General features: G+C 70.2%; 19 protein-coding genes and 1 tRNA gene. 9 read left to right on the top strand and 11 right to left on the bottom strand.

What is annotated here, in order from left to right; translation table 11 throughout:
- Positions 1 to 193 precede the first annotated feature (193 nt).
- Both ORI94_RS06165 and ORI94_RS06160 read right to left on the bottom strand, forming a co-directional pair.
- Positions 194 to 676 (bottom strand): NUDIX domain-containing protein, encoded by a 483-nt coding sequence (locus ORI94_RS06165; RefSeq protein WP_266073207.1) that lies wholly within the window; start codon positions 674 to 676, stop codon positions 194 to 196.
- Between the two features lie 10 nt (positions 677 to 686).
- Positions 687 to 1,907: a helix-turn-helix domain-containing protein gene (locus ORI94_RS06160; protein ID WP_266073205.1), complete on the bottom strand. Its 1,221-nt coding sequence runs from the start codon at positions 1,905 to 1,907 to the stop codon at positions 687 to 689.
- Between the two features lie 191 nt (positions 1,908 to 2,098).
- Here ORI94_RS06160 and ORI94_RS06155 point away from each other — a divergent pair, with 191 nt between their 5' ends.
- From ORI94_RS06155 to ORI94_RS06125, 7 genes are all read left to right on the top strand, one after another.
- Entirely contained in the window at positions 2,099 to 2,992 is an 894-nt protein-coding gene (locus ORI94_RS06155; RefSeq protein WP_266073203.1) for an aminoglycoside phosphotransferase family protein, read from the top strand.
- Between the two features lie 79 nt (positions 2,993 to 3,071).
- Entirely contained in the window at positions 3,072 to 4,322 is a 1,251-nt protein-coding gene (locus tag ORI94_RS06150; protein WP_266073201.1) for a methionine adenosyltransferase, read from the top strand.
- Positions 4,322 to 5,254 carry an aminoglycoside phosphotransferase family protein gene (locus ORI94_RS06145; protein ID WP_266073200.1) on the top strand — a complete coding sequence of 311 codons (933 nt, stop codon included), beginning with the start codon at positions 4,322 to 4,324 and terminating at the stop codon, positions 5,252 to 5,254. The genes ORI94_RS06150 and ORI94_RS06145 overlap by 1 nt, the downstream gene beginning before the upstream one ends.
- A complete protein-coding gene (locus ORI94_RS06140) occupies positions 5,251 to 5,967 on the top strand; it encodes a histidine phosphatase family protein (protein ID WP_266073198.1) in 717 nt (238 codons plus the stop codon). Before ORI94_RS06145 ends, ORI94_RS06140 begins: the two co-directional genes overlap by 4 nt.
- Positions 5,960 to 7,252, top strand: coding sequence for a serine--tRNA ligase (gene serS, locus ORI94_RS06135; RefSeq protein ID WP_266073196.1), 1,293 nt, complete (start codon positions 5,960 to 5,962; stop codon positions 7,250 to 7,252). Before ORI94_RS06140 ends, serS begins: the two co-directional genes overlap by 8 nt.
- Positions 7,253 to 8,272: a glycosyltransferase gene (locus tag ORI94_RS06130; protein ID WP_266073194.1), complete on the top strand. Its 1,020-nt coding sequence runs from the start codon at positions 7,253 to 7,255 to the stop codon at positions 8,270 to 8,272.
- A gap of 329 nt (positions 8,273 to 8,601) precedes the next feature.
- Positions 8,602 to 9,276: a hypothetical protein gene (locus ORI94_RS06125; RefSeq protein ID WP_167968002.1), complete on the top strand. Its 675-nt coding sequence runs from the start codon at positions 8,602 to 8,604 to the stop codon at positions 9,274 to 9,276.
- 42 nt (positions 9,277 to 9,318) lie between these two features.
- Here the strand turns inward: ORI94_RS06125 and ORI94_RS06120 are convergent, their stop codons facing one another.
- From ORI94_RS06120 to ORI94_RS06100, 5 genes are all read right to left on the bottom strand, one after another.
- Complete coding sequence (locus ORI94_RS06120) at positions 9,319 to 11,028, bottom strand: relaxase/mobilization nuclease domain-containing protein (RefSeq protein WP_266073190.1); 1,710 nt, start codon at positions 11,026 to 11,028, stop codon at positions 9,319 to 9,321.
- Positions 11,025 to 11,585 (bottom strand): MobC family plasmid mobilization relaxosome protein, encoded by a 561-nt coding sequence (locus ORI94_RS06115; protein ID WP_266073187.1) that lies wholly within the window; start codon positions 11,583 to 11,585, stop codon positions 11,025 to 11,027. The genes ORI94_RS06120 and ORI94_RS06115 overlap by 4 nt, the downstream gene beginning before the upstream one ends.
- A 321-nt stretch (positions 11,586 to 11,906) precedes the next feature.
- A complete protein-coding gene (locus tag ORI94_RS06110; RefSeq protein WP_266073185.1) occupies positions 11,907 to 12,761 on the bottom strand; it encodes a DUF2637 domain-containing protein in 855 nt (284 codons plus the stop codon).
- Positions 12,762 to 13,182: 421 nt separating this feature from the next.
- Complete coding sequence (locus tag ORI94_RS06105; protein ID WP_266073184.1) at positions 13,183 to 14,484, bottom strand: DUF3631 domain-containing protein; 1,302 nt, start codon at positions 14,482 to 14,484, stop codon at positions 13,183 to 13,185.
- 233 nt (positions 14,485 to 14,717) lie between these two features.
- Complete coding sequence (locus ORI94_RS06100; protein WP_030782216.1) at positions 14,718 to 14,948, bottom strand: hypothetical protein; 231 nt, start codon at positions 14,946 to 14,948, stop codon at positions 14,718 to 14,720.
- A 94-nt stretch (positions 14,949 to 15,042) separates the two neighbouring features.
- On the opposite strand from ORI94_RS06100, the gene ORI94_RS06095 reads away from it, so the two are divergent.
- Positions 15,043 to 15,744 carry a helix-turn-helix domain-containing protein gene (locus ORI94_RS06095; protein WP_266073178.1) on the top strand — a complete coding sequence of 234 codons (702 nt, stop codon included), beginning with the start codon at positions 15,043 to 15,045 and terminating at the stop codon, positions 15,742 to 15,744.
- Positions 15,741 to 17,384, top strand: coding sequence for a tyrosine-type recombinase/integrase (locus ORI94_RS06090; RefSeq protein WP_266073176.1), 1,644 nt, complete (start codon positions 15,741 to 15,743; stop codon positions 17,382 to 17,384). Before ORI94_RS06095 ends, ORI94_RS06090 begins: the two co-directional genes overlap by 4 nt.
- Before the next feature lie 128 nt (positions 17,385 to 17,512).
- On the opposite strand, the gene ORI94_RS06085 is transcribed toward ORI94_RS06090, so the two are convergent.
- From ORI94_RS06085 to tmk, 4 genes are all read right to left on the bottom strand, one after another.
- A tRNA-Thr gene (locus ORI94_RS06085) sits at positions 17,513 to 17,586 on the bottom strand.
- 118 nt (positions 17,587 to 17,704) lie between these two features.
- Positions 17,705 to 19,294 carry an alpha/beta hydrolase gene (locus ORI94_RS06080; protein WP_266073174.1) on the bottom strand — a complete coding sequence of 530 codons (1,590 nt, stop codon included), beginning with the start codon at positions 19,292 to 19,294 and terminating at the stop codon, positions 17,705 to 17,707.
- Between the two features lie 105 nt (positions 19,295 to 19,399).
- Positions 19,400 to 20,605 carry a DNA polymerase III subunit delta' gene (locus ORI94_RS06075; protein ID WP_266073172.1) on the bottom strand — a complete coding sequence of 402 codons (1,206 nt, stop codon included), beginning with the start codon at positions 20,603 to 20,605 and terminating at the stop codon, positions 19,400 to 19,402.
- Positions 20,606 to 20,791: 186 nt separating this feature from the next.
- Complete coding sequence (tmk, locus tag ORI94_RS06070; protein WP_266073170.1) at positions 20,792 to 24,127, bottom strand: dTMP kinase; 3,336 nt, start codon at positions 24,125 to 24,127, stop codon at positions 20,792 to 20,794.
- Positions 24,128 to 24,146 lie beyond the last annotated feature (19 nt).

The raw sequence follows: 24,146 nt of genomic DNA, 5'->3' as shown, positions 1-24,146 counted from the left end.
GCAATCTTGGTCGAGAACCCGTCTACCAGGAGCTTCGTCGTTCCACCGATCTGTCCGACACGCGGTCAGCACCGTCAGGCTGGAAAAGGCTCACTGACACACGCGGTCGCGTCGGCCAGGGAACACCAGGCACCGATGGGCAAGCGGCGTGTCAGGCAGACCTGCCTGACGAGGCGGCCCCGACGCTCCCTCGCTAGGCGGCCGCCTCCGGCGCCGCTCCACGCTCCAGGTAGGCAGTCGCCCCGTCGGCACGGGCCTCAATGCCCGCAATGATGCGGCGCACAAGGCGAGGGATCGTGAGGTCCGGCAGCTCTCGCGCGTCGTGGAAGGCATAACCGCGAAGCTCGTCTGCCTGAAGCTCGATGTGCCGGCACTCATCCGCAGTGAGGCGGCCCCCGTCGAAGAGGTAGAGCACCTTGTCACCCTCCCCCGGGTTCGGCGCCCAGTCCACGACGAGTAGGCGGCCGATCGCGGGCTTGATGCCGAGCTCCTCCCGGACCTCGCGTACGCAGGCTTGCAGGGGCGACTCCCCCGTCTCGACATACCCGCCGGGGATATCCCGGTAGTCCTTGTACGAGGGCTCGACGAGCAGGACCCGGTCGGCGTCGTCGAAGAACAGCGCGCCGGCGGCCATGCGCGGGTGGGCCATCTTCGCTTCGTGCTCGTTCTCGGTCACGGAACGGACTCTAACCGCCGACCACGCCGAGCCGACGAGCCAGGTCGGCCACCGGCAGGGACGGGCGGCCTCGGGTGCCGCGGATCCAGCCGATGACCAGTTCGCGGCTCAGGTAGTGGTGGCGTACCTGCTCGGGTGCGGCCCGCTCGGCGTCCAGCAGGGTGGCCAGCGCTTCGTCGGTCCGGTTCCAGGCGCTGAGCGCTCGGGCTACTTCCAGGCTGTGCCTCACGCGCCGTTCCACCGGCAGGCCGCTGGTGTCGATGCGCTGCCCGAGATCGGCCGCGATCTGGATGTCGCCGAGTTCTCCGGCAGTGGCGACGCAGTGGATGGCTACGTTGGTCGGGCCGAAGGCCGTCCAAAGGTGGTTCGCGTCGGCACCCAGTCGTCGTGCGACCTCATCCGCCTCGCGGAGGAAGGTCTGTGTGGTTGCCCGGTCCTCCGCTCGGGCGGCCGCCATGGCGCCGGCGAGGAAGAGCGTGCCGTAGACCGAGAGGTACTCGTCGTTCGCAGTGCCCAGGCCGGGCTGCATGACGGCCGCCGCGTCGTTCACCAGCTGGATCGCCGCGGTGAAGCGGCCAGTGGCCATCAGGCAGTGCGTGACCGCGCGGAAGAGCGAGCCCGTCACCGTGCTCTGGCCGCTCTGTTGCGCTGCCGCCAGGCCACGGTCGGCGGCGATCCACGCCAGTTCCGACTCCCCGACCTTGCCCAGCACCATGGCCGCACCGTGATAGGCCAATGCGAGTTCGGCATGGGCCTCCTCCCCTTCACGCCCTGAATACGAGCGGGAGGCCGCGAGGGCGTCGGCGAGGACGAGGGGAAGCCGTCGGGTCGCGAAGCCGTACTGAGACACCTGGTAGGCGTCGAGGACTTCCTTCACTGCGGCCCGCAAGCCCGCCAGGGTCGGCGGTTCGTCGTCGGGTGGGAGCCCCAGCAAGGGCGTGAGCTGCTTGTAGTCCATGAGCGCGTCACGCAGAGCGGGCACCGTACGGCGGCCGCTGTCACTCGACCACTCCAGGAGCGTCGGCTCGGCGAGGAGATCCCCGAGCGAGACGTCGAGAGCCTCGGCGAGTGAAGTGATCACCGAGAGGCGGTCGAGCTCGATCCGGTTGTTCTCCGCTTTGCTCAGCCAGTCCGTGGTGCGGCCGACGAGGCCGGCCAGGACCTCTTGGGAAAGTCCACGTCGGCGCCGGTACCAGGCCACGCGTTCGCCGATGGTCAGGTTCTCTGTCATCCCTCGCATGTCCTGAGCATCACCTCGTGGCCGGAATCGACCCCGGAAGGTTTTTCCGGGGTGCTGCGGGGCGCCGCGCCTACTGTCGCAGCAGACCGAGAAGGCCGCAGGGCGATGGGGGTAACTCCCGCCATTCCAACGGACTTTGGCGATCAGTTCTGCTTCTCGAACGGGACGGAGGTGTGTGGAGGATGCGCAGCACGAAGATGGCGGAGCCGTGGGTCGGACAAGGGCTGGGGCCGTTCGGCGTGGCAGTCCTCAAGCCGTACTCCAGAACGCGGTTCGCCACGGACGGCAGCTCTGTACTGAAGGTCTACGTCGGCATCGACCCCGAGGGCCGACGCCGACGGGAGGCCGCCACGGTCCAGCGTGCTCCGCTGCGCGGCATCTCGGTTCCGCCCGTCCTCGCGACGGGAGGCGACGAGGCCGGTTCCTGGACAGTGTTCCGGGCGGTGCACGGGACGCCGTGCTCGGTGGCCACCCGCAAGGCGACCGAGGACTACATCGGTCACGTCGTGGCGGTGAGCGGCATGCTTCACCGGCCCACTGCCGGCGCTACTCCTGGCCCCGGCTGGGCGGCACGGACTGGCAGCTCTGTTTCCGCGAGCCAGTTCCTGCTGGATCAGTTCTCGGCCCGCTGCCGGTGGATGCCTTGGTGGGCTGCGTTGCGGGAGGCCCTCCAAACGATCGACGCCCACCCAACTGTTCACCTGCATGGCGATCTCAAGCCCGAACACCTCTTCGTCGACGGAGGGTGCCTGCACGTCGTCGACTGGGAGGCGAGTGCCTGCGGCCCAGCCGTTCTCGACTACACCGACGTCGTCTTCCACCTCGTACGCGACCTGCTGTACGAGGACGTAGCGCCGGCGCGCATCCCGGTCGATCTCGAGGACCGGCTGCCGTTCTGCGGGCCGGTGCTCGCCTGGCGTCTGCTGCTCTGGCTCGATCGCCGGCGGACCCAGGACATCGACCTCGTCACCACCCAGGACATCGTCCGACTCGCTGCTGAAGAACAAGCCGTCTCCGCGTACAAGTCGCTCGCAGAGATCGTGGCGCACCTCCGCGCCGCCGGAGTCCCTCGCTGAATCTCGACCGCACCGCTCCTCCAGGCGTGCTGACGCCTGCGCTCATCCCCTTCTTCCCACCCCTGAACGGGAGTTCGTGATGCCTCGTACGAGCACGATCATCGGCAACAGCCACCTCGTCATCGACACCGCCATGGCCAGACCGGACGCGACGACCATCGTCGAGCGGAAGGGCCTCGGCCACCCGGACACCCTCGCCGATCACCTCGCCGAGCGGCTGTCCCGCGCCTACAGCCACCACACCGTCGCGCGCTTCGGCGCCGTACTGCACCACAACTTCGACAAGCTCGCTCTCCTCGGCGGTGCCAGCGAAGTCCGGTACGGGGCAGGCGAGATGACCGCCCCGGTCCGTGTCCTGGTCAACGGGCGTGCGGCGCCCATGTGCGGGGGCGAGACGATCCCGGTCAAGGAGATCGTCGAGGCCGAGGTGCGGGCGTTCTTCGCTGAGCGGCTGCCTGAGGTGTCGGACCACCTCGACATCGTCTTCAACATCACCAGTAACTCCAGCCCTGGGGCGGTCCTCACCGGCGACGGGGTTCCCGACCGCACGCGCTGGTTCAATCCCCGCTCTGTCGACGACCTGCGCGAGCGCCGGGTGCGGCTCTCGAACGACACGTCGCTGGGAACCGGGTGGGCTCCAGAGAACGCCTTTGAGACGTTTGTCCGCGACTTGGTGAACCACTTCTCCGGCGAGAGCGAGTTCACCCTCTCCCACGCGTGGTGCGGGTCCGACGTCAAGCTGATGGGCTTCTGGGACGGCGACGAGGCCGACATCGTCCTGTGCGTGCCGCAGAAGTCCCGGCACGTCGCCAGCCGGGCCGAGTACATCCGCAACAAGGAGACCGTCCTCGCCGAGTGCCACCGGCTGGCCGGCCTCCGGCTGCCGGGCGCCCAGGCGCGTTTCCGGCTCAACGCCCGCGACGTCCCGGAGAAGGACGAGCTGTACCTGACCTACACCGGAAGCTCGATCGAGTCGGGGGATGAGGGCGTCGTCGGGCGCGGCAACCGGGTCAACGGGCTGATCACGCCGCTGCGGCCGATGAACCTGGAGGGCGCCAACGGCAAGAACCCCGTCTACCACGTCGGCAAGCTCTACAACATCGCCGCGCAGCGCCTGGCCCACCGCCTGCACGAGACCACCGACGGGCACGCGGAAGTGCACCTGGTCAGCACCACCGGCCAGCGCCTCGACGAACCCTGGCGCATCCTCGTCCGCCTCTCCGCCCCGGACGCCGAGGTCGACAAGGTGCAGGCCCTCGTCGCGGAGGTACTGGGTGAGTTCCCGGCCCTGACCGATGAGCTCGTCTCGGACGGGATCGAGCTGAGCTGATGACGAAGCGGACGCTCGGCGAGATCCCCGCGGGGTGCAGGCAACGGCTGCTCGCGCACTACGGGCCTGCGGTCAAGCCGTGGCTCGACGCCGTCCCGAGTCTGCTGGCACGTGCGGCAGGGAGGTGGAAGCTGACGCTCGTGGCGTACCACGACGCCGGCCACGCCTCGGTGATCGCGACCGCGGCTCGTCCCGACGGGCGTCCGCTGCTCCTCAAAGCATGGGTTGATCCATCTCGTTTTCGCCACGAGGTGGAAGCGTTACGGCTCTGGGCCCGTGGCCCGACGGCGGAGGTCGTGGAGGCCGCGGACGACCTGGCCGTGGCCGCGCTCGAACTCATCGGCGGGCAACCCGGCGGCGCGGATCGGCCGCGGCGGGAGTTGCAGATGGTGGCGGCGGCCGTCCACGGGCTCCACACCTTGGGGCGCCACAGGCTCCGGTCGGAGCAGCTTCCACTCCTCACCGACTACCTCGCCCACGACGTCCGTCCGCAGATCGAGCGGCGGATGCGCGAACTCGACCTTGGTGGCTGGCATCCCCTCGTCGAAGCAGGGTTCGCTGCCGTCGCCGATCTGGAGGAGGGCTCCCGCCGGGCGACGGTGCTGCACGCCGACCTGTACCGGGAGAACGTCCTGTTCGACTGGCGGGGACACCCTCGGCTGATCGATCCACTCCCCATGGTGGGCGACCCTGCGTTCGACTGGGCGTTCTGGTCCGTCTACTACGAGCTCGGTCGCGGGACGTCCGTACGGCTGGCCGTCGCCTCACGTGCGTCTCGGATCCCCGTCCCCGTGCTCGCACCCTGGTGCCGACTCCTGGCGATCCACGGCCTCCTCTTCTACGTGGAGTCCGGCGACCCACGCGCGACGTTCATGGCCACCGTGCTCAGCGATCTTCTGGCGACAGCGACAATCCCTCGGAGTGGAACGTGACGACGTACATCCTTCGCCATGGCCAGACCGACTACAGCAAGCGGTACCTCGTCAACGGCGACCCGACCAAGCAGATTCTTCTGACCGACGAGGGCCGACAGCCGCTCGGCCGTGCGTGGGACGTCCTCCCTCTCCATTCCGTGGCCACCTGGCTGACCAGCGAATTTCCGCGAGCTCGGCAGACCGCCTCGCTCCTTATGGGCGTACCCTCGCCCGAGCTGGTTGTCGACGCCCGGCTGAACGAACTCGACTACGGGGAGTTCGAGGGCAAGCCCTTCCTCGAATACGCGGCCTGGCTCGACGAGCACGGTCCTCGTCGGCGCCCACCGGGAGCCGCGGAGTCGCAGCATGAGGGCATACGCAGGCTGCTCACCGGCGTCCTCGCCGCTCTGGAGCACCCGGGGCCCCGCGTCCTGGTCGGGCACGGCCTGCTGGTGTCCGTCCTCCACTGGCATGGAGATCGCGCGGCTGGCGAGCCCATGCCGCTGTTCTTCGCCGAGGCTCCCTATATCGAGCCACTCACAATCACCGACGACGATCTTTCCCTCTTGGCCACGGAGCTCTTGGATGATCTTGAATCGGCCGCTCTGCGCGAGACCACCACCGGTGGTGACGCGTCGATATTGCGGATCGGCGAGGGCCCGGTGGTTGCTACCGTCGATGCGGTATCCCCGTCCCACCCGCCGGATAAGAAGGATCTTCCTCATGCATAATGCCCGCGCCCTGATTGAAATGGGTGCCGAAGCGGTACGTCGGCTCGCTCGTCGCGGTTACTCCCTGGACCTGTCCCGGCTGGAAGACCTCCAGTCCCGGCGCAACCAGAGCATCCGCTCGGCCGACGAGCTGCGGGCGGAGTCCAAGCGGGTGGCGAGCGAGGTCCAGCAGACGGCCAAGCAGGGTGGGGACATCTCCAAGCTGAAGGAGCGCGCCCGCGAGCTGAAGGACCAGATCCGCGACATCGAGGCCGCGCAGGAGAAGGTCCAGGAGGAGCTCACCGAACTCCTGCTTACCATCCCGAACCTCCCGGACGACGAGGCCCCGGACGGTGACTCGGAGGAGTTCGCGGTCGAGATCCGGCGCGTCGGCAACCCGCCGGCGTTCTCGTTCGAGCCGAAGGACCACGTCGACCTGGGCGAGGCCACCGGCATCCTCGACTTCGCCCGCGCCACCAAGCTGTCCGGTTCGCGCTTCGCGGTCTCCCGCGGTGCCGGCGCCGCCCTGGAGCGCGCTCTAGCCACGCTCTTCCTCGACATCCACACCCGCCGCCACGGCTACGTCGAGCACGGTGTCCCGTACCTGGTGACCCGCAAGACGATGACCGGCACCGGCCAGCTGCCGAAGTTCGAGGAGGACCTGTTCAAGACCGGCGCTGCCGATCGCGACCTGTTCCTCATCCCGACGGCTGAGGTCCCGCTGACCAATCTCTACGCCGACGAGATCATCCCGCCCGCCGAGCTGCCCCTGGCCCTCACGGCCCACACCCCGTGCTTCCGCTCGGAGGCTGGCTCGTACGGGCGCGACACCCGCGGCCTGATCCGCCAGCACCAGTTCTCCAAGGTCGAGATGGTCAAGATCGTCGACCCGGAGACGGCGGACGCCGAGCTGGAGACGATGGTCGGCCACGCCGAGGCGTGCCTGAAGGAGCTCGGCCTCGCCTACCGCGTGGTCAAGCTGGCCGCCGGCGACACCGGCTTCTCCGCCCAGCTCACGTACGACATCGAGGTCTGGATCCCGAGCCAGAACACCTACCGGGAGATCTCCTCGATCTCCAACTTCGGCACCTTCCAGGCCCGCCGCGCCAACATCCGCACTCGCGGCGAGGACGGCAAGCCCAAGCTCGTCGCCACGCTCAACGGCTCCGGCCTGCCCGTCGGCCGCACCCTGGCCGCGCTTCTCGAACAGTGCCAGCAGCAGGACGGATCTCTCGTCCTTCCCGAATCTCTCTTCCCGTATCTCGGCTTCCGCCGGATCTCGGCGGACGGAACACCGGAGGCATAAGTGCTCGTCGGCGTCTGCGACTTCCCCGGTAGCTACGCCTTTCCACCCGCCGGATACGGCGGGATCGAACGATGGCTGTGGGCAGTCGCCGTAGGCGCCCGAACTGCAGGTGCCGACGTACACCTCCTCGGGCCGGGCTGGCTCACGGACCTGGAACACGACTGGGTCCGCAAGCCGGTCCGCCTGGAGGACCTCACTCCCGGATCGCTCGCCGAGCGCGAGCTCCGCAGCGCCGGATACGACCTCCTGGTCGTCGGGCACGAATACCCGTCGCTGCCGGCCTGGACGCGTACCTGGAACAAGCTGGACTGCGACATGACCACGTTCCAGCATTCGCCCGTCTTCCAGCACGCGGACACGGCCTTCGACGGCGAGCGGTCACGGCTCTACTGCTACTCGCCCGAGATGATCGAGCGGTACGCAGCCCACCGACCGATCCCCGAACTCGCTGTCCACCTCGGCCTGAACGAGGAAGAGCCGCCCGCCGTCGCCGGTAGCGACCTCGTATGGCTCGGCCGAATAGACGAGGAGAAGGCGCCGCACATCGCTGTCCGAGCCGCCCAGATCCTCGGCCGCCGGATACAGATCGTCGGCCCTGTCTTCGACGAGGCGTACGTGCGCCGCCACGAACACCTCTTCAGCGCGGACCACGTGAAGTGGGTCGGTGAACTCGGCGGCCCCGCCAAGACGGCTGCTATCCGCGACGCCTCCGTCTTCGTCTACACCTACGCCCGTGCATACGTGGAGGCCGGCGCCGCGGTCTTCGGCGAGTCTCTCCGCGCCGGCACCTCCATGGCCGCGCTCACCTGGCGTGAGGGCACATGCGCCCAAGCCGCTCTGTGCGATCAGACCGGCGTGGTGGCGGTGGCCGACCCTGTCGTGGACGACGAGACGGCAGCGGAACTCCTCGCGCGGGCGATCGAGAAGGCTGAGGACCTGAAGTACGCGGAGGTCCAGGAGATCGGGATGGACCGCTTCGATCCGGCCCGCCACTTCAGGGCGATGGCGAGTCGGCCGTGATGTCGAGTCATCCCAGAGAACGCCCGTTCGTGCCATCACCTCCTTCAGCCGTCCTCATACCTGAGGTCCTTCAGCGCATCCTCGGGGCCCACTGGGAGTTCACCGTCTCCGACAGACAGGTCAAGATCGAGCACGCACACAGAGGCTCCCCATACCGTCCGCCTCGTCAGGCGCCGTCGTGGGAGGAACTACTGGCGGGGCTCACGACGGGTTTCGCGGCGCTAGGCGTCCCGCAGGACACCTGCCTGCCGCTTCAGTGGGGCCGCGAGACCGAGCTGACGATCTCGGCAGTCCAAGCCCTCGATCCCTATCTCAAGGACGGGCGTCCGGTGACCTACCGCAGCGGCTTCCTGCCTCAGCCTGTTGTCCGCTTCACCGGACAGCGCGACGCATCGGGTGATCTTCGGCCAGGGTTCCTGACCTCGTTCGTCAACGTCTCCCGTGTCCAGCCGATCCAGCACATGGACGAGTACGGAGGAATCTTGGACGGCTGGTTCAGCGTGCTGTCACGACTCGGTTTCCACGCGCGCCACATCAGCGTCCACGGCACACTGACCACTTGGAAGCGCCGCCAAGTCGAGGGCATCACACTTCGCTTCAAGCACTTGGACCTGCCTGTCGGTGACATCGTCCTCCTGTGGAACGCCGACAACCCTGCCCGTCTGGCCGTGGACCTCGGTACCGGTCTTGAGCGACTGGCCTGGGCACGGACTCGGTTGGGGTGGAGGGATCTCATATTCGGCAGGTTCGCATCCCTGGCCCCACCACCGACCCTGGATGCCGTCCGCACCGCCACTCTCCTCCTCGCGCACGGCATCCGTCCCGCCTCGCGAGGAGCAGGCGGAATCACTCGCCGAGTGATCGCAACGGTCGATCCTGGTGCGGCGAGGTTGGGCGTCAGTTCCCTGGTTCGCGCGTCGTACCGCTACTGGCGGCTGTTCGGCGAGCTGAAGGCACCTTGGCCAGCCGTGGCCATGGCGATGGAGGAGGAGCTGGGTGCCTGAAGGGCTGGCCGTTCGTGTCGCCGTCGGCCAGACCGACTGGGACTATCGGCGCCGTCCGAACTGTCGTTCGGCGGGTGCCGTGGGTGCCGCTGCAGGTTGTGGATTCAGGTGAGCCGACACCGAAGACGTCATGGTCGAGCGTCGGCGAGCAGCCTCTGCCCGGCGGTTGGGCACAGGGTTTCGGCTGGTGTGCTGGATGCGAGTGATCAGGACGCGGGCGGGCTGACGGGCGGTGTGTAGTTCGCGTTGGGCGGCTGCTTCCTTGAGGAGCTGGTGGGGTGTGTGGCCGCCGGCTTCGGCATCGGCGAGAACGGTGGCGAGGGCCGGCCGGGCAGGGTCAGTGAGGATGTGGTCGGCGTAGTCGGGGATGGCTGCGCGGACATCGCGGACGAGGGAGCGACGGTCCTGGTCGTTCGGATGGCGAGTGGCGAGGCTTTCGATGACGGGCGTGAGGGCTCGGTCGGCGCCGGTCTGGAGGTGGTGGAGAGTCTGGCGGGCGGCCTCGGCTTGGTGAGCGTGGTTCTTCGCTTCATGCCAGCGGGCGGCGACGACGGTGGCCCAGACGAGGGCGCCGAGCAGGGTCGCCAGGGCGCTGCCGTCGGGGCCGGTGGCGGTGTGTGCGATGTCGCGGGCCGCCGTGCGCAGGGTGTGGGCGACCTGGTTCTCGGCTCGGATCTGGGAGCGCTGAGCACGGACGAACGCCCGTGAAGCGGCTCGCAGTTCGGCGTGGAAGTGGGCGGTGGCATTCTGGGCGGTGGCTTCGATGAGTTCGCCGAGCGCGGTGATGTGGGCCTGAGCGTGGGAGTCGTCGGCCATGCCGGCATGGAGGGTGTCGAGGGCGTCAGTGGCCTGGTGCCAGGGGGTAGTGCGGCGCTCTCGGCGGGCGGTGGGGTGTTCCTCTGGCGCGGTGGTTCCCAGGCGGGCCTTGAGCCTGGGAAGGGTGAGGTCGGGAGCGATCTTGCCGCCAGGGTGGAAGATCTGTTCGCCGTCTTTGTTGAGGTCGCCGGGGCGGCCGACGGCGTAGCCGAGGAGGTCTCCGGACGGTCCGCGGCGCGGCTTGACCGCGATGCCGTCGGCTTCGAGGTAGGCGAGGAGTTCATCAGCGCTGCCGGCGTGGGGGATGGCGGCGCGGATGCGGTCCTGGAGCCAGTCGCGGCTGGTCTGCTCCCAGCCGAGGCGTTCGGCCTTGTGCATCTCGGCCTGGGTGGGGCGGCGTCCGGCGGTGCGGTCGCCCTTCTTCAGTTGGCGTAGGCCGTAGTCCTTTTCGACCTGGCGGCAGGCGTCGCCTACGCGGATGCCGCTGTCGTGGAGTTTGGAACGGCGGCCATCTTCACGGACGGTGGTTGCGAGGATGTGGATGTGGTCGTCCGCGTGACGTACTGCGATCCACCGGCAGGCCAGGTCGTCTCCGGGTGGGGCGATGCCTGCGGCTTCGACGATCCGCTGTGCGATGTCGGCCCACTCCGTGTCGGAGAGGCGCCGGTCCTCGGGGGCTGCTCGGACGGGGCAGTGCCAGACGTGGTCGGTGACCTTCTTTCCGAACTCGCTGTTGCGGAGCCGTACGGGCTCGTCGAGGTGGTGGGCGAGCTGGGTGAGGGTGGCGTCGGGGTTCCGGCCGGGATCGGGCATGCCGAGCATGGCGAAGCCCGCGACGATGTGCGGATCGAGATGTTCATCGTGCCGACCGGGGCCGTAGAGATAGGCGAGCAGGCCACGGGTGTTGGACCCGGTCGGCTTGATGGCGGCTATCACGCGGCTTGGTCCTTCCTGGGGTCGGCGGGTTCGCGCAGGGCCTCGGCGATCAGCTCCAGCAGGCGGTGCAGCTCGTCGAGGCGGTGACGTACGTCGGGTGGGGTGAGGTCGCTGTTGAGGGCGCGGGCGATCTGGTTGACGTTGACGCCGATCCGGTTGAGCTCGCGCAGCGCCTGGGCGCGGAACATGTGGGTGCGGCGGCGGTCCTCAGACAGCGGTAGGTTCGCCGTGAACCGACCGGAGACGAACGCGAGGACGATGTCGGCAGCGAAGCCGGATTCCCCCTTGTAGCCGTGCTCGGCGGCGGCCTCCTGGAGCACGTTGTGCTCGTCGCCGGTGAACCGCAGTGGGCCGACACGGACGGTCCGCTTGATGCCGGTGAAACGACGGATCGCCGGTTGGACGCTCTGCGCTTCTCGCTCGCCTGTTGGCGGCTCGGTGGTGGGTGTGGGGTGGAGGATCTGCTGCTGGACGGTATGGAGCTCGTTTTGGTCGGGGCCGTCCTCGGCTCGGACCTCCCGGTCCGGCGCCCCCTGGCGCTGGGCTGTCTCCGCCACCCCTGGGGCGGAAACCCCCGAAGACCGGACTTGAGTCGGACTCGGGGTACTACTGGCTCCGCCAGGGGCCGTCCGCCCGAACGCCCGCCGCAGACGTGGCAGCAGCGTAGGGGACTGCGGCGACGCAGGTGGCTCAGAGTGGGTGTCGTCAGGCAGGTGCTGGTTGTGCGTCAAGGAAGATGCTCCATGTACGACTGGGCGTGCGGGGCGGCGATGTTTGCGCGGCGCGGCCGTCGCGTTGTCCACAGGTGTGGAAATCTGCGGCGGGTTGGCCGATGCTCGGGTGACCGGAAGGGTTCCGGTCACCCGAGCAGGCCGGGGTCAGCGCCTGGAGACCTCGATGCCGGCTGCTTCGAGTTCCGGCCGAAGTAGTTCCATCACCTCGGTCTGCCGCTCACTGCCGATCGTCAGGTCTCGGTCCTTCACTGCCGCTCGAAGCAGGCCGCGCGTGAGTTTGCCGTGCTGATGACCGGTCGTCCGTCCGATGTCCGCCAGCTCCGCGATGGTCGCTTTCGGCGGACGGCCACCGCTCGACTTGCTCTCCGGCACCTGGGCCGCAGGTTCCGTCCGCTCGTCACCGGAGGCTGGCGAACCATCGGGAGCGGCGTCTGGCCGGTGGCTGTGGCCGATGTCGCCGACCGATCGTTTCTGTGCCTGTACGGAACCCCTGTCCGAGGAGTCGCCGGGCGATGCGACGAGCTGGTGGATCTGTCGCATCAGGACGCCGAAGGCGACCATCGCGGCGGCCGGAGGAACGGCTGCGACCACGTAATCGAGGAGCGGGACGCTGCGTGCGTTGTCCGTTCCGCTGACCCCGGCGACGTTCAACGCGATGGAGCCGACTGATCCGGCAGCGGTGACGGCGATTGCCCAGGGGTCGGTTATGCGGCGCAGCGCTGCGCGCAGCATGAGCAGTTCGCCCGCGACGATGAACGCGTCCAAAGTGGCAGGCCAGGCCCAGCGGCGGATGGGGGTCGCTCCGAGCCCGTGTTGGCCGGCGACGTCGGCGAGGTGCGCGTAGGAGAGCCAGAACGCTCCGGCTGTCAGGGCGACGATGACGAGGCCGGCCGCGCCGAGCACGAGTTGCTCGGCGTCAGCCCGCTTCTTCGGCTGCCTCTCGCTGCGGGCGTCGGCTCGTGGCTGTGGTGCTTGCGTGGTGAGGTGCGGGGCGGTCAAGCGGAAGCTCCTGGGGGTGGTGGTGCGGGGCGTCTTTGCCGTCTCGGCCGTTGCACGTGCAGGTCAGCGCGGGACGGCAGCGCTCCGGACGTGCCGTCCTGGCGGGCAGCGCCAGCGTCTTGTCCCGATTCGGGACAGGGAGGCGGCGGCTTCGGTTCGGGCTCCGCCTTGGGACGGCTTGTCCCCTGCCGGGACGGCTGCGTTATGGCAGCCGTCCCGGCAAGCAGGACTGTGACCTGCGGCGATACGGCGAGGACGCCTGGGACGGAGCAAGACGGATCAGGACGCGATCCCTCTGCTGGCTGCACGTGCTCAGGCGCGTTCGTTGCCGTCTTGCCCTCGACTGCCGTCTTGCTGGTGTGTGCCCTGACCTGCACGATCACGGCAGGGACGGCAAGTACGGCAACCAGGGAGGTGGGGGTCAGTCTTCGCCGCGACGGGCGTTGACCGGGTGGACGGTCGGGCAGTAGCGCCGCCAGGCGTCCAGGAACTTGTTGCGCGTGTAGCCCTTGCGCTGCGTCCGGTCGGCCATGCGTACGTTGCCGGGCCGGATGTCGTAGTCGCGCAGCATGGCGCTGAGTTCCCGGGAGGTCAGGCCGTAGCGTCCACGCTCTCCCCACGGGGCTTCGGCGTCCGCGTTCAGGTGGTGCAGGAGGTCTTCGGTGGAGAGGCTGTCCGCCTCCCGCTGCGCGAAGAAGACCCGTCGGATGTCAGCGAGGATCCGCGCCCCGCTCGGGTGGTCCTCCTCGGCCGCCACCTCGGCGGCGACCATTCGTGCGCACGCGATCCGCGCGAGCCGGGGCCAGCGACCGCCGGCCAGGTCGGCGACGATCACCAGGGGCTCCCAGGTGTCGGCGGCTCGGTCCTCGACCGGCATCTCCGGCTCCAGGCTCGCAGCGTCCTCCAGCAGCGGGAGGGCCCAGGCACGGATGCGGTCGCGTAGTTCGTGCAGAGCGGGGATGTCGCGTCGCGAGCGGAAGGGTTTGACCTTCTCACCCTCGGCCCTGCGGCGCATGCGGATGACGACCGATCGATCCATGACGGTGTCCGGCAGGTCACCGATGCCCGCGATGGCCGCCATCGCGAAGGTGGCGAACTTGTGCGGGGTGTGGTCGTTGCCGACGACCCGGGTGACGTACCGGCCGCGCTGGTGGCCAGCGTTGAGGAGGCCGCGTGTCTCCTCGTTCTTCTCCGCGACCTTGGGGCCGAAGATGGTGTCGGCCTCGTCCACCAGCAGCGTCGGCGGCTCCTCTTCGTTGATCGAGCGGAAGATGGCCGCTGGTGTGGTGTTGATGGTGAGCATCGGCTCGTGGACCGTCTCGGTCAGCACGTCCAGGAGCCGCGACTTCCCGCACCGCTTCGCAGGACCCACCACTGCCAGCCGTGGGGCGTGCTGCCACGCGGGCTGGAGCTGCGTCGCCGCCACCCACAGGGTGATCGCGTCCAGCGCCTCGGAAGAGGGTGGGATCACGAACTGGGCTATCTGGGAACGCAGTTCATCCAGTAGCTCCGAGCCCGGCGTCGGCTCCGCGTCGGGGATGGTCTCCAGGCCCCTCGCCGGGTCCGCCTCGCTGCTGCCGTCGGCCGGACCGTCGTACGCGTCCGCTGTGGCACCGTCGGCTTGGGCGGGGCGCAGGTGGGCGCCGGGCTGGCCGGGGATGGCTGTGGCGGGCCAGGCCGCTCGGGCGGAGGCGGAATAGGAGTCGGGGTTCTCGGGTTGCACTGGGCGGCTCCTCGTCTGGCGGTGTCGGGCTTGCACGCCCCTGCCGCCGGGTCGGATCTCACGGGATTGCTGGGGAGTCTCGGGGCCTCCGGCGTTGCACCGCCGGAGGCTCTCCCTTTGCTCGCGGGGGTTTCGGTACCGCGAGCGACCACGGACAGTACGTCCACGCCATGCCACAGTCCAGCGTTTCTGTGTCAGCTCAGCGCAGAATGGCCTATGGCGCATCAGGCGCCTCACGCGGCCAGCCCCAGCAAGGCCAACAGGTCTGCGGTCACCACCCGGTAGGCGTTCCCGAGCCTGAGCACCTTGCACGGGTACTGGCCGCGCTTGGCCAGCTCGTAGCCCTTGCTCCGGCCGAGCCCCAACGCCCGGTTACCCGTCTCCAGGTCAACGGCCGCCGGGAGCCCCAGAAGCTCCTCGCGACTCATCCCCTTCGCCCATCCGGCGTCTTCGTTCTCGCGCATGCGCACTCCATCCATGACTGAGCCCACGGCGAACGCGACCTCTGCGTCCGTCTCCAGGTCTTGGAATCAACGCTAAGCGAGCTAATGTGTCTCCATGACACAACACCGTAGCCATTCTAGAGAGAAGAAGGCCGATGACGGGGACGACGTCCCGGAGTGGGTGGACCAGGTCATGGCCACCGTGGCCGCCGAGGTCCGCAGACGACGGAAGGAACTGGGTTGGAGCGCACAGGACTTGGCCGACAAGTGCGAGGAGATCGGTCATCCGATCCCTCGCAACGTCATCGCCAACATGGAGTCCGGGCGCCGATCCAACCTGCCCTTGGTCGACGTCATGGTGCTGGCCGAGGCGCTGAACACCCCGCCCATCTGCCTGCTCTATCCCGTTGGCTACGTCGAGGACGTACAACGCCTTCCTCTCCAACACCCGACCACGTCGCTGGACGCGCTGCGCTGGTTCACCGGGGAGGAGACCGACCTCGGCGCGGACGACGACATGCTCCGCTACTTCCGTGCCCACCACGCCGCGCAGGAGCAGATGCGCCGCGCACAGCAAGACGAGGAGCACGCCCGCTACCAGGCCAAGACCGCCCACAACGCGGATCGAAAGGCCAAGGCCCTGCGAGCCCAGGCGCAGGCCGCCGTAGCCGCCGAGAAGGCCAAGACACGCCTGCACCGGGTCCGCGCCTTTATCGAGGAAGAGGGCGTCACACCCCCACACCTGTGGCCCGACGTCATCAGCGCCATCGAATCGACCGGCACCAACCCCGACACCACCGAGGAGAATGATCTTTGAAGGGCTCCACCTACCGCCGCTGCTCCTGCCGCGACCCGAAGACCGGCAAGGAACTCGGCACCTCCTGCCCCAAGCGCAACAGCAGGAACCACTGCACCTACTCCGTACGCCAGGAGCTCTCACCCCGCGAGGACGGCAGCCGACGCTCCTTCGCCCGTGGCGGGTATGGCAGCCTCAAGGCAGCCCAAGCCGCCCTCGACCACGTACGCGCCCTGCTCGGGCTCGCCGACTCGGACGATCCGGAGGGCACCGAACTCATCGCCGAGATGCTGGCCGAGGTCAGCCGCGAGCGCTCGCCCCTGCCCGAGGTAGAGGAGACGCGGCGGCGTCTCAACTCCGGCCAAGACCTCATCGGCAGCCTGACTGTCGCCGAATGGCTCGACCGCTGGCTGACCGGCAAGCGCATACGCAAGTCCGGCCTCAATCGCTACGAGACAGACATCCGCGTCCACCTGAAGCCGCGCATCGGCAACCGGCGTCTGGACCGGCTACGCGTCAGCCATCTGAGCGAGATGTTCACGGACATCCGCGACGCCAACGCCCAGATCCTGGAGGACAACGCCCAGCGGCGAGCCGCGATCGACGAGTTGGCGACCGTGCCGTGGAAGGGCACCGAGAACCGAGCCCGACGCAAGGCGATGAAGGCCGCAATCGACGAGATGCCGCCCTTCCGCCGCATCACCGGCCCCGCCACTCGTCAGCACGTCAAGGCAACCCTCCGCGCGGCGCTGAATGACGCGATCGGCCAGCAGATCATCACGTTCAACCCCGCCGCCCACGTGGAGATCGACCCCGTGCGCAAGCCGAAGGCGCTCGTGTGGACGGACGAGCGGGTCGCCAAGTGGGAGCAGACGGGCGAGAAGCCGTCGCCTGTGATGGTCTGGACGCCCCAACAGACCGGCTCCTTCCTCGACTTCGTAGCCGAGGACCGGTTGTACGCGATGTGGCACCTGATCGCCTTCCGCGGCCTACGCCGAGGCGAGGCATGCGGGCAGCCCTGGCCGGAGACGAACCTCGACACACACTCCCTCACCGTCTCCTCCCAACTCGTGCAGGACGGCTGGGAGATCGAGGCGTCCGACCCCAAGACGGACAGCGGCTATCGCGTGGTCGCACTCGACAACGACACCGTCGACGTCCTGAAGGGCCACCGCGAGCGGCAGGACAAGGCCCGCGAGAAGTGGGGCACGGCCTGGGTCGACACGGGCCACGTCTTCACCCAGGAAGACGGCTCCTGGCTCCACCCCGGCAAGGTGACGGACCTCTTCGAGCGGCTCGTCGCCGCCTCCGGCCTCCCGCCGATCCGGCTGCACGACCTGCGCCACGGTGCGGCCACCCTCATGCTCGCCGCCGACATCGACATCAAGATCGTGTCGGACACTCTCGGGCACAGCGACACCCGCATCACGCGGGACATCTACCAGAGCGTCCTGCCCCAGGTCGGCAGGAGCGCCGCCGAGGCGACCGCGAAGCTCGTCCCTCTCCAGCGCAAGGCCGAGGCCGAGAAAGCGGCACGCAAGGCCGCGAAGAAGGAGAAGGCCAAGAACGCGGGCAAGGCAAAGTGCGGCAAGCCGAAGGACAAGGCGAAAGCCCAGGCCAAGGCGGGCAAGAAGGCCAAGCGCCGGAAGCCCAAGAAGTAGGTCCCTGAGCCGCTCCGCTCACGCATCGCTCACGCAAGCACTTTCGCGACCTCCCCGTCGCGCGGCTCGGCATGCCCCAGGCATGAAAAAACCCCAGGTCACGGCGAGTGAGTCCTGGGGTAATTCCGAGCCGCCTTCGGGATTCGAACCCGAGACCTACGCATTACGAGTGCGTTGCTCTGGCCATCTGAGCTAAGGCGGCGCGCTGCTGGCACCATGGTGCGATCAGCGACGACGGTAAGTCTACACAGTTTCGGATGGTGCTTCGTACCTGCCCCGAAGGCCGGCCGAGGGGCCGGCCTTCGGGGCGGGCGCACCGGTTATGAGCAGCGCTTTCCGTCCGTGGGCGGGGTGCCTTCGACGAGGTAGGTGTTGATCGCGGAGTCGATGCAGTCGCTGCCCCGGCCGTAGGCGGTGTGGCCGTCGCCCTCGTACGTGAGGAGGCGGGCCGAGGTGAGCTGGCCGGCCAGGGCCTCCGCCCAGCGGTAGGGGGTCGCGGGGTCGCGGGTGGTGCCGACGACGACGATCGGAGCCGCGCCCTCGGCCTCGATGCGCCGGGGCTCGCCGGTGGCGCCGACCGGCCAGTACGCGCAGTTCAGGGCGGCCCAGGCAAAGCCCTCACCGAAGACCGGGGACGCCTTCTCGAAGTCCGGGAGCGCCTCGCGCACCTGCTCCGGGGAGTCGAAGGCGGCCGGGAGGTCCAGGCAGTTCACGGCGGCGTTGGCGAACATCAGGTTGGCGTACTCGCCGTCGGCGTCGCGTTCGTAGTAGCTGTCGGCCAGGGCGAGGAGCCCGGCACCGTCGTTCTCCTTCGTCGCCGCCCTCAGGGCCTTGCGCAGGAGCGGCCAGGCGCCCTCGTCGTACATCGCGGCGATCACACCGATGGTGGCCAGCGACTCGGTGAGCTCACGGCCGTCGGCGTCACCGGTGGGGACCGGCCGGGCGTCGGTCTTGCCGAAGAACTCCTTCAGGTTGGCGCCGACCTCCTCGGGGCCGGTGTCCCGGTCACCGAGGGGGCAGTCGCTCCGCCGTACGCAGTCCTTCGCGAAGGCCGTGAACGCCGTGTCGAAGCCCGCCGTCTGCTCGATGTTGAGCTGCCGCGCCGACAGGGACGGATCCAGGGCGCCGTCCAGCACCAACCTGCCCGTCCGGTCCGGGAAGAGCCCCGCGTACGTCGCCCCGAGGAAGGTCCCGTAGGAGGCTCCGACGAAGTTCAGCTTCTCGTCGCCCAGTACCTCCCGCACGATGTCCATGTCCCGGGCCGCTTCGACGGTGGACACGTGGCGCAGCAGCTTCGGCGCGTCCGCCGCGCAGCCCTCGGCGAACTTCCGGTACGCGCCGACCAGCGCGTCCGCCTCCCTCTCGCCGTCCGGTGTGAAGTCCGTCCGCGTGTGCGCGTCCATCCCGGGGCCGTCCAGGCATTCGACGGGCTCGCTGCGGGCCACGCCGCGCGGGTCCACGGCCACCATGTCGTAACGGGCGCGCACCTCCTCCGGGTAGCCGATGCCGGCGTACGCCTGGAGGTAGCCGATCGCCGAGCCGCCCGGTCCGCCCGGGTTGACCAGCAGGGATCCCAGCCGCTCCCCCGGGCCCGTGGCCTTCTTGCGGGACACGGCGAGGCGGATGTCACCGGCGGACGGGTCGGCGTAGTCGAGCGGGGCCTTCAGCGTGGCGCACTGGAAGCCGGGCGCACCGCAGTCGCGCCAGGCCGGCTTCTGCTCGTAGTACGGCGCGAGCGCCCCGGGCGTGGAGCGGGGCAGGGCGGCCAGCACCGCCGCACCCTTCGCCGCCGAGCTCGCGGAACTCGTGGTGGTCGTCGTGCTCCCGGAGGAGCAGCCGGAGACCAGGAGCGCGGCGGCGAGCAGTGTGGCTCCGGTACGGGTCCTGCGGGGGGTGCGCCATGTGTGCATACAGCGAGCGTAACTCTGCGCGACGCGACGAGTGCGTTGTGTGCGTGTCGCGCCTCGTGTGAGTCACGGGTCGGGGGTTGGGGGTTGGGGGTTCCGGTGGGGTGATCAGCCTGCTCTGAGGGCCATCGTCATCGCCTCCACCGCCAGGAGCGGGGCCACGTTGCGGTCGAGGGCGTCGCGGCAGGCGGCGATGGCCTCGATCCGGCGGAGTGTGGATTCGGGTGGGTTGCCCCGGGCCAGGCGCTCCAGGGTGTCCTCGGCGTCCGCGTTGGCGAGGGCGATGCGGGAGCCGAGCTGCAGGGCGAGGACGTCGCGGTAGAAGCTGGTGAGGTCGGTCAGGGCCACGTCGAGACTGTCCCGCTGGGTACGGGTTCTGCGGCGCTTCTGCATGTCCTCCAGATCCTTGACCACGCCCGCGGTGCCGCGCGGCAGCCGGCCGCCCGGCGTCGCGCCGAGTGCCGCCTTCAGCTCGTCGGTCTCCTTGGTGTCCGTCTGCTCCGCCAGCTGCTTGGCGTCCTCGGCGGCGGCGTCCACGAGTTCCTGGGCCGCCTTGAGCGCGCCCCCGATGTCCTCGACACGCAGCGGCAGCTTCAGTACGGCGGCGCGGCGCTCCCGGGCCGCCGGGTCGGTGGCCAGCCGGCGGGCCCGGTCGACGTGCCCCTGGGTGGCGCGGGCCACGGCCGCGGCGACGTCCGGCTCGATGCCCTCGCGTCGTACGAGCAGGTCGGCGACGGCGTCCACGGAGGGCGTGGTCAGGTTGAGGTGGCGGCAACGGGAGCGGATCGTCGGCAGGACGTCCTCGACGGAGGGGGCGCAGAGCAGCCAGACCGTGCGGGACGCGGGCTCCTCGACGGCCTTGAGGACGGCGTTGGCGGAACTCTCGTTCAGCCGCTCGGCGTCCTCGACGAGGATCACCTGCCAGCGGCCGTTCGCCGGTGCGGTGAACGACTTGCGGACGGTGTCACGCATGTCGCGCACCAGGATCGTCGCGCCGACGGCGGCGATCGTGCTCACGTCGGCATGGGTGCCGACCAGGGCGGTGTGGCAGCCGTCGCAGAATCCGCAGCCCGGGGAGCCGCCGAGCGCGCGGTCGGGGCTCACGCACTGCAGAGCGGCGGCGAAGGCGCGCGCCGCCTGGTTGCGCCCCGCGCCGGGCGGGCCGGTGAACAGCCACGCATGCGTCATCTTCGACGCCTCCGGTGGCGGGGCGTCGGCCGCCGCGGCCGTGACGAGGGCGTCGGCGTCCCGCGCGGCGGCGGCGAGCTGGTCGCTCACCCGGTGCTGCCCGACGAGGTCGTCCCACACGGTCACGGGTCACTCCGCCCTTCCGTCACATCCGTCATGGCCCTCATTACTCACTGAATCCATTGTGGGGGTGGCCGCCGACAGTCCCGGACCAGCGACGGACCGGCCCGGGGAGAACGGCGCTGGGCGGGGGCCGTCGCTCCGCCCCCGCCCAGCCCTGCACCGGCGTGCCCCGGTGGACCGCCGCCCGTGTCAGCGGCGCCGTCCCCACCCCTTGCCCTTGCCCCGGCCGTCCTCGCCGGACTCGCCCGGTTCGCCGCGCTCGTCCTCGCGCGAGCCCAGCAGTTCGTCCGCCAGGGTCGGCAGGTCGTCCAGCGGGGTCTCCTCGGCCCAGTCCGAGCGCTGCCTGCGCCGGTCCGGCATGTTCTCGAGGTCGACCTGGGGCAGCTCGCGCGTGCTGGTCACCTCGTCGTCCCGGGTGACCGCGGGAAGCACCGCCGTCTCCTCCGTGGCGCTCGGCGGCGGCACGGCCGGCAGTACCTCGGTCTCGTCGTCGGCCGCCTTCGGCGGGACCGACACCTGCGGCAGTTCGGTCGTCACCTCGGCCTCGGACGGCTGGGAGGACCCGGCCCAGCCGGGCTGTCCCCCGCTCTCGCCCCGGGCGGAGTCGTGCCGGTCCTTGCGGAACCGGTCCGAGGACTCACCGGAGCCCGGTCCGTCCTCTCCGGCTCCGGCTGCGGCTGCGGCGCCCGCCGTGTCGCCCGGCACCCTGGGCAGCACCGCCGTGTCGTCCGCCGACGCGGACCCGCGGGAGGCGTCCGACCCGCCGGAAGCATCCGGCCCACGCGAAGCGTCCGACCTGCCCGGCGTGCTCGGCGTGCTCGGCTTGCTCGACCTGCCCGGCGTGCTCGACCTGCTCGGCGTGCTCGGCATGCTCGGCGTAATCGTCCTGGAGGGACCCGTCGCCGCCGCGGCCGCGGCCTGTTCCGCGAGGCGTCGGGCCTCCTCGGCCCGCCGCAGTGCCTCCTCGGCCTTGCGCTGCTTCTCCAGGCGCAGTGCCTCGGCCTCGGCACGCAGCCGCTCCTCCTCCTCGGCCTGCTTGCGGCGACGCTCCTCCTCCGCCTTGCGGCGTGCCTCCGCCTCCGCCCGTGCCTTCTCCTCGGCGAGGAGCCGCTGCCGCTCCTCCTCCGCCCGGCGGGCGGCCTCCTCGGCACGCTGCCGGGCCTCCTCCGCCTGCCGTTCGGCCTCGCGCCGCTGCGCCTCCTCCAGCTCGCGCCGCTTGCGCTCCTCCTCCTCGGCACGCAGCCGGGCCAGCTGCTCCTGGCGCTCGCGCTCCAGGCGCTCCTCCTCGGCCTTGCGCGCCGCTTCCTCCTCCGCCTTGCGGCGGGCCTCCTCCTCGGCCTTGCGCCGCGCTTCCTCGATGGCCTCGATCTCGGCCTCGGACAGCGGCAGCACCTGGTCGAGCCGGTGCCGGATGACCGTGCCGACCGCGTCCGGCTCCTGACCGGCGTCGACGACCAGGTACCGGCCGGGGTCGGCCGCGGCCAGCGTGAGGAAGCCGGCCCGCACGCGCGCGTGGAACTCGGCGGGCTCCGACTCCAGCCGGTCCGGAGCCTCGGTGAACCGCTCGCGCGCGGTCTCCGGCGCCACGTCGAGCAGCACGGTGAGGTGCGGTACGAGGCCGTCGGTCGCCCAGCGGTTGATGCGGGCGATCTCGGTGGGCGACAGGTCGCGCCCGGCGCCCTGGTAGGCCACGGAGGAGTCGATGTACCGGTCGGAGATGACGACCGCGCCGCGCTCCAGGGCGGGCCGTACGACCGTGTCGATGTGCTCGGCGCGGTCCGCCGCGTACAGCAGGGCCTCCGCGCGGTGGGACAGTCCGGCGCTGGAGACGTCCAGCAGGATCGACCGCAGCCGCTTGCCGACCGGCGTCGCCCCCGGCTCTCGCGTGAGGACGACCTCGTGGCCCTTGTCCCGGATCCACTCGGCGAGCGTCTCGGCCTGGGTGGACTTCCCGGCCCCGTCGCCGCCCTCCAGGGCGATGAAGAATCCGGTGCCCGCCGGTGCGGGCGCGGGGTCGTCGCCGCCGAGCAGCGCGTCCCGCAGGTCGTGGCGGAGCGGCACCCCCGAACGGTCGTCGACCTTGGCCAGCACGAGTGCGGCCACCGGCAGCAGCAGCGCGCCCACCAGCATCAGCGTGAACGCGGCACCGCCGTGCGCGAAGACGAACCGGCCGCTCTCCAGCCGGTGCGGTCCGACGCCCGCGGCCACCAGTGGGGCGATCACCGCGCCGAGTGCCACGGAGAGGCGGACGACCGCATGCAGGTGCTCCGTCGTACGGGCCCGCCGCTGGTCCTCGGTCTCCTGGTCGAGCAGGGTGTGCCCGGTGTTGGCCGCCGTACCCGCGCCGGCACCGGCCAGCGCGGCGATCAGCAGCACGCTGGTGACGTCCGGCACGAGTCCGGCGGCGAGCAGCGCGACGCCGGTGAAGGCGAGAGCCAGCGCGAGCAGCCGGCGCCGCGACAGCGACGGCAGCAGGGCCGGCGCCGTCCGTATGCCGACGACGACACCGCCGGTCAGCGCGGCCACCAGCAGGCCGTACAGCACGGGCCCGCCGCCCAGGTCCTTGGCGTGCAGCACGAACACGGCGACGGCGGCCGACACCGCGGCGGCCACGGACGCGGACGCGAGCACCAGCAACGGCATGGCACCGGTGCGGCCCTTGTCCGAACCGGCGCCGGAACCGGTGCCGCTCCTCGGCCGGCGCAACCCCTCCAGCGGCGACCGCGGGCGGGGGGTGCGCGTGCCGGGCAGCTCGAGGAACGTGACCATGGACAGCGACGCGGCGAACAGTCCGGCCGCCACGTACGAGGCGAGCGCCGCCTGGTGCTGCCCGAACCAGTCGATGCCCGCGCCCAGCAGGTTGTTGAGGAGTCCCGCGCCGACGAGGACGAGGGCCGCGGCGGGCACCGCCACGAAGCCCGTACGCAGCGACAGGCGGCGCAGCGCGTCCATGTGGTCCGGCAGCGGCCGCACCGTCGCGCCCTCCAGGGGCGGGGCGGGCAGCAGCGCGGGCGCCGCGCTCTCGCGGCACACCGTCCAGAACCGCTCGGCGACCGACGTCACGAAGGTGGTGACGAGGAGCAGGGCGAGCGCGTCCTCGGGCGTCCAGTCGATCCACAGCGGCGCGACGATGAGCAGGGCCGCCCGCAGTCCGTCCGCGCCGACCATGGTCCAGCGGCGGTCCAGCGGGCCGCCCGGCGAGGTGAGCGAGGTGAGCGGGCCGAGGAGGACGGCGCCGAACAGGAGCGTCGCGAGGATCCGCACCCCGAAAACGGTCGCCACTGCGAACGCGACGCCCCGGTAGCCGCCGCCGAACGATCCCTCGGCGACCGCCGCCTGGAGGGCGAGGAGCACCAGCACGAGGAGGGCGAGGATGTCCCCGACACCGCCCACGAACTGCGCGCTCCAGAGGCGTTTCTGCTGCGGGCTGCGCAGCAGGGCCCGGACGGCGCGCTCGCGGGAGTCCGCGACCAGGGCGTCGTCGGGGGCCGTCTGAGGGTCCGTTGGCGGCTCGGCTCGCGTCATGCGTTCAGCCTATCGGCCC

The sequence above is a fragment of the Streptomyces sp. NEAU-W12 genome (genome assembly GCF_026242095.1).
Classification (GTDB): Bacteria; Actinomycetota; Actinomycetes; order Streptomycetales; family Streptomycetaceae; genus Streptomyces.
The sequence above is the reverse complement of the archived record's forward strand: the minus strand, read 5'-3'. Positions and strand labels throughout refer to the sequence as shown.

What these genes read in the sequence shown, in the direction of transcription:
- ORI94_RS06160 (WP_266073205.1), bottom strand. Translation starts at nt 1,907, where the DNA reads ATGACAGAGAACCTGACCATCGGCGAACGCGTGGCCTGGTACCGGCGC.
- serS (WP_266073196.1), top strand. Translation starts at nt 5,960, where the DNA reads ATGCATAATGCCCGCGCCCTGATTGAAATGGGTGCCGAAGCGGTACGT.
- ORI94_RS06155 (WP_266073203.1), top strand. Translation starts at nt 2,099, where the DNA reads ATGCGCAGCACGAAGATGGCGGAGCCGTGGGTCGGACAAGGGCTGGGG.
- ORI94_RS06150 (WP_266073201.1), top strand. Translation starts at nt 3,072, where the DNA reads ATGCCTCGTACGAGCACGATCATCGGCAACAGCCACCTCGTCATCGAC.
- ORI94_RS06100 (WP_030782216.1), bottom strand. Translation starts at nt 14,948, where the DNA reads ATGCGCGAGAACGAAGACGCCGGATGGGCGAAGGGGATGAGTCGCGAG.
- ORI94_RS06145 (WP_266073200.1), top strand. Translation starts at nt 4,322, where the DNA reads ATGACGAAGCGGACGCTCGGCGAGATCCCCGCGGGGTGCAGGCAACGG.
- ORI94_RS06080 (WP_266073174.1), bottom strand. Translation starts at nt 19,294, where the DNA reads ATGCACACATGGCGCACCCCCCGCAGGACCCGTACCGGAGCCACACTG.
- tmk (WP_266073170.1), bottom strand. Translation starts at nt 24,127, where the DNA reads ATGACGCGAGCCGAGCCGCCAACGGACCCTCAGACGGCCCCCGACGAC.
- ORI94_RS06095 (WP_266073178.1), top strand. Translation starts at nt 15,043, where the DNA reads ATGACACAACACCGTAGCCATTCTAGAGAGAAGAAGGCCGATGACGGG.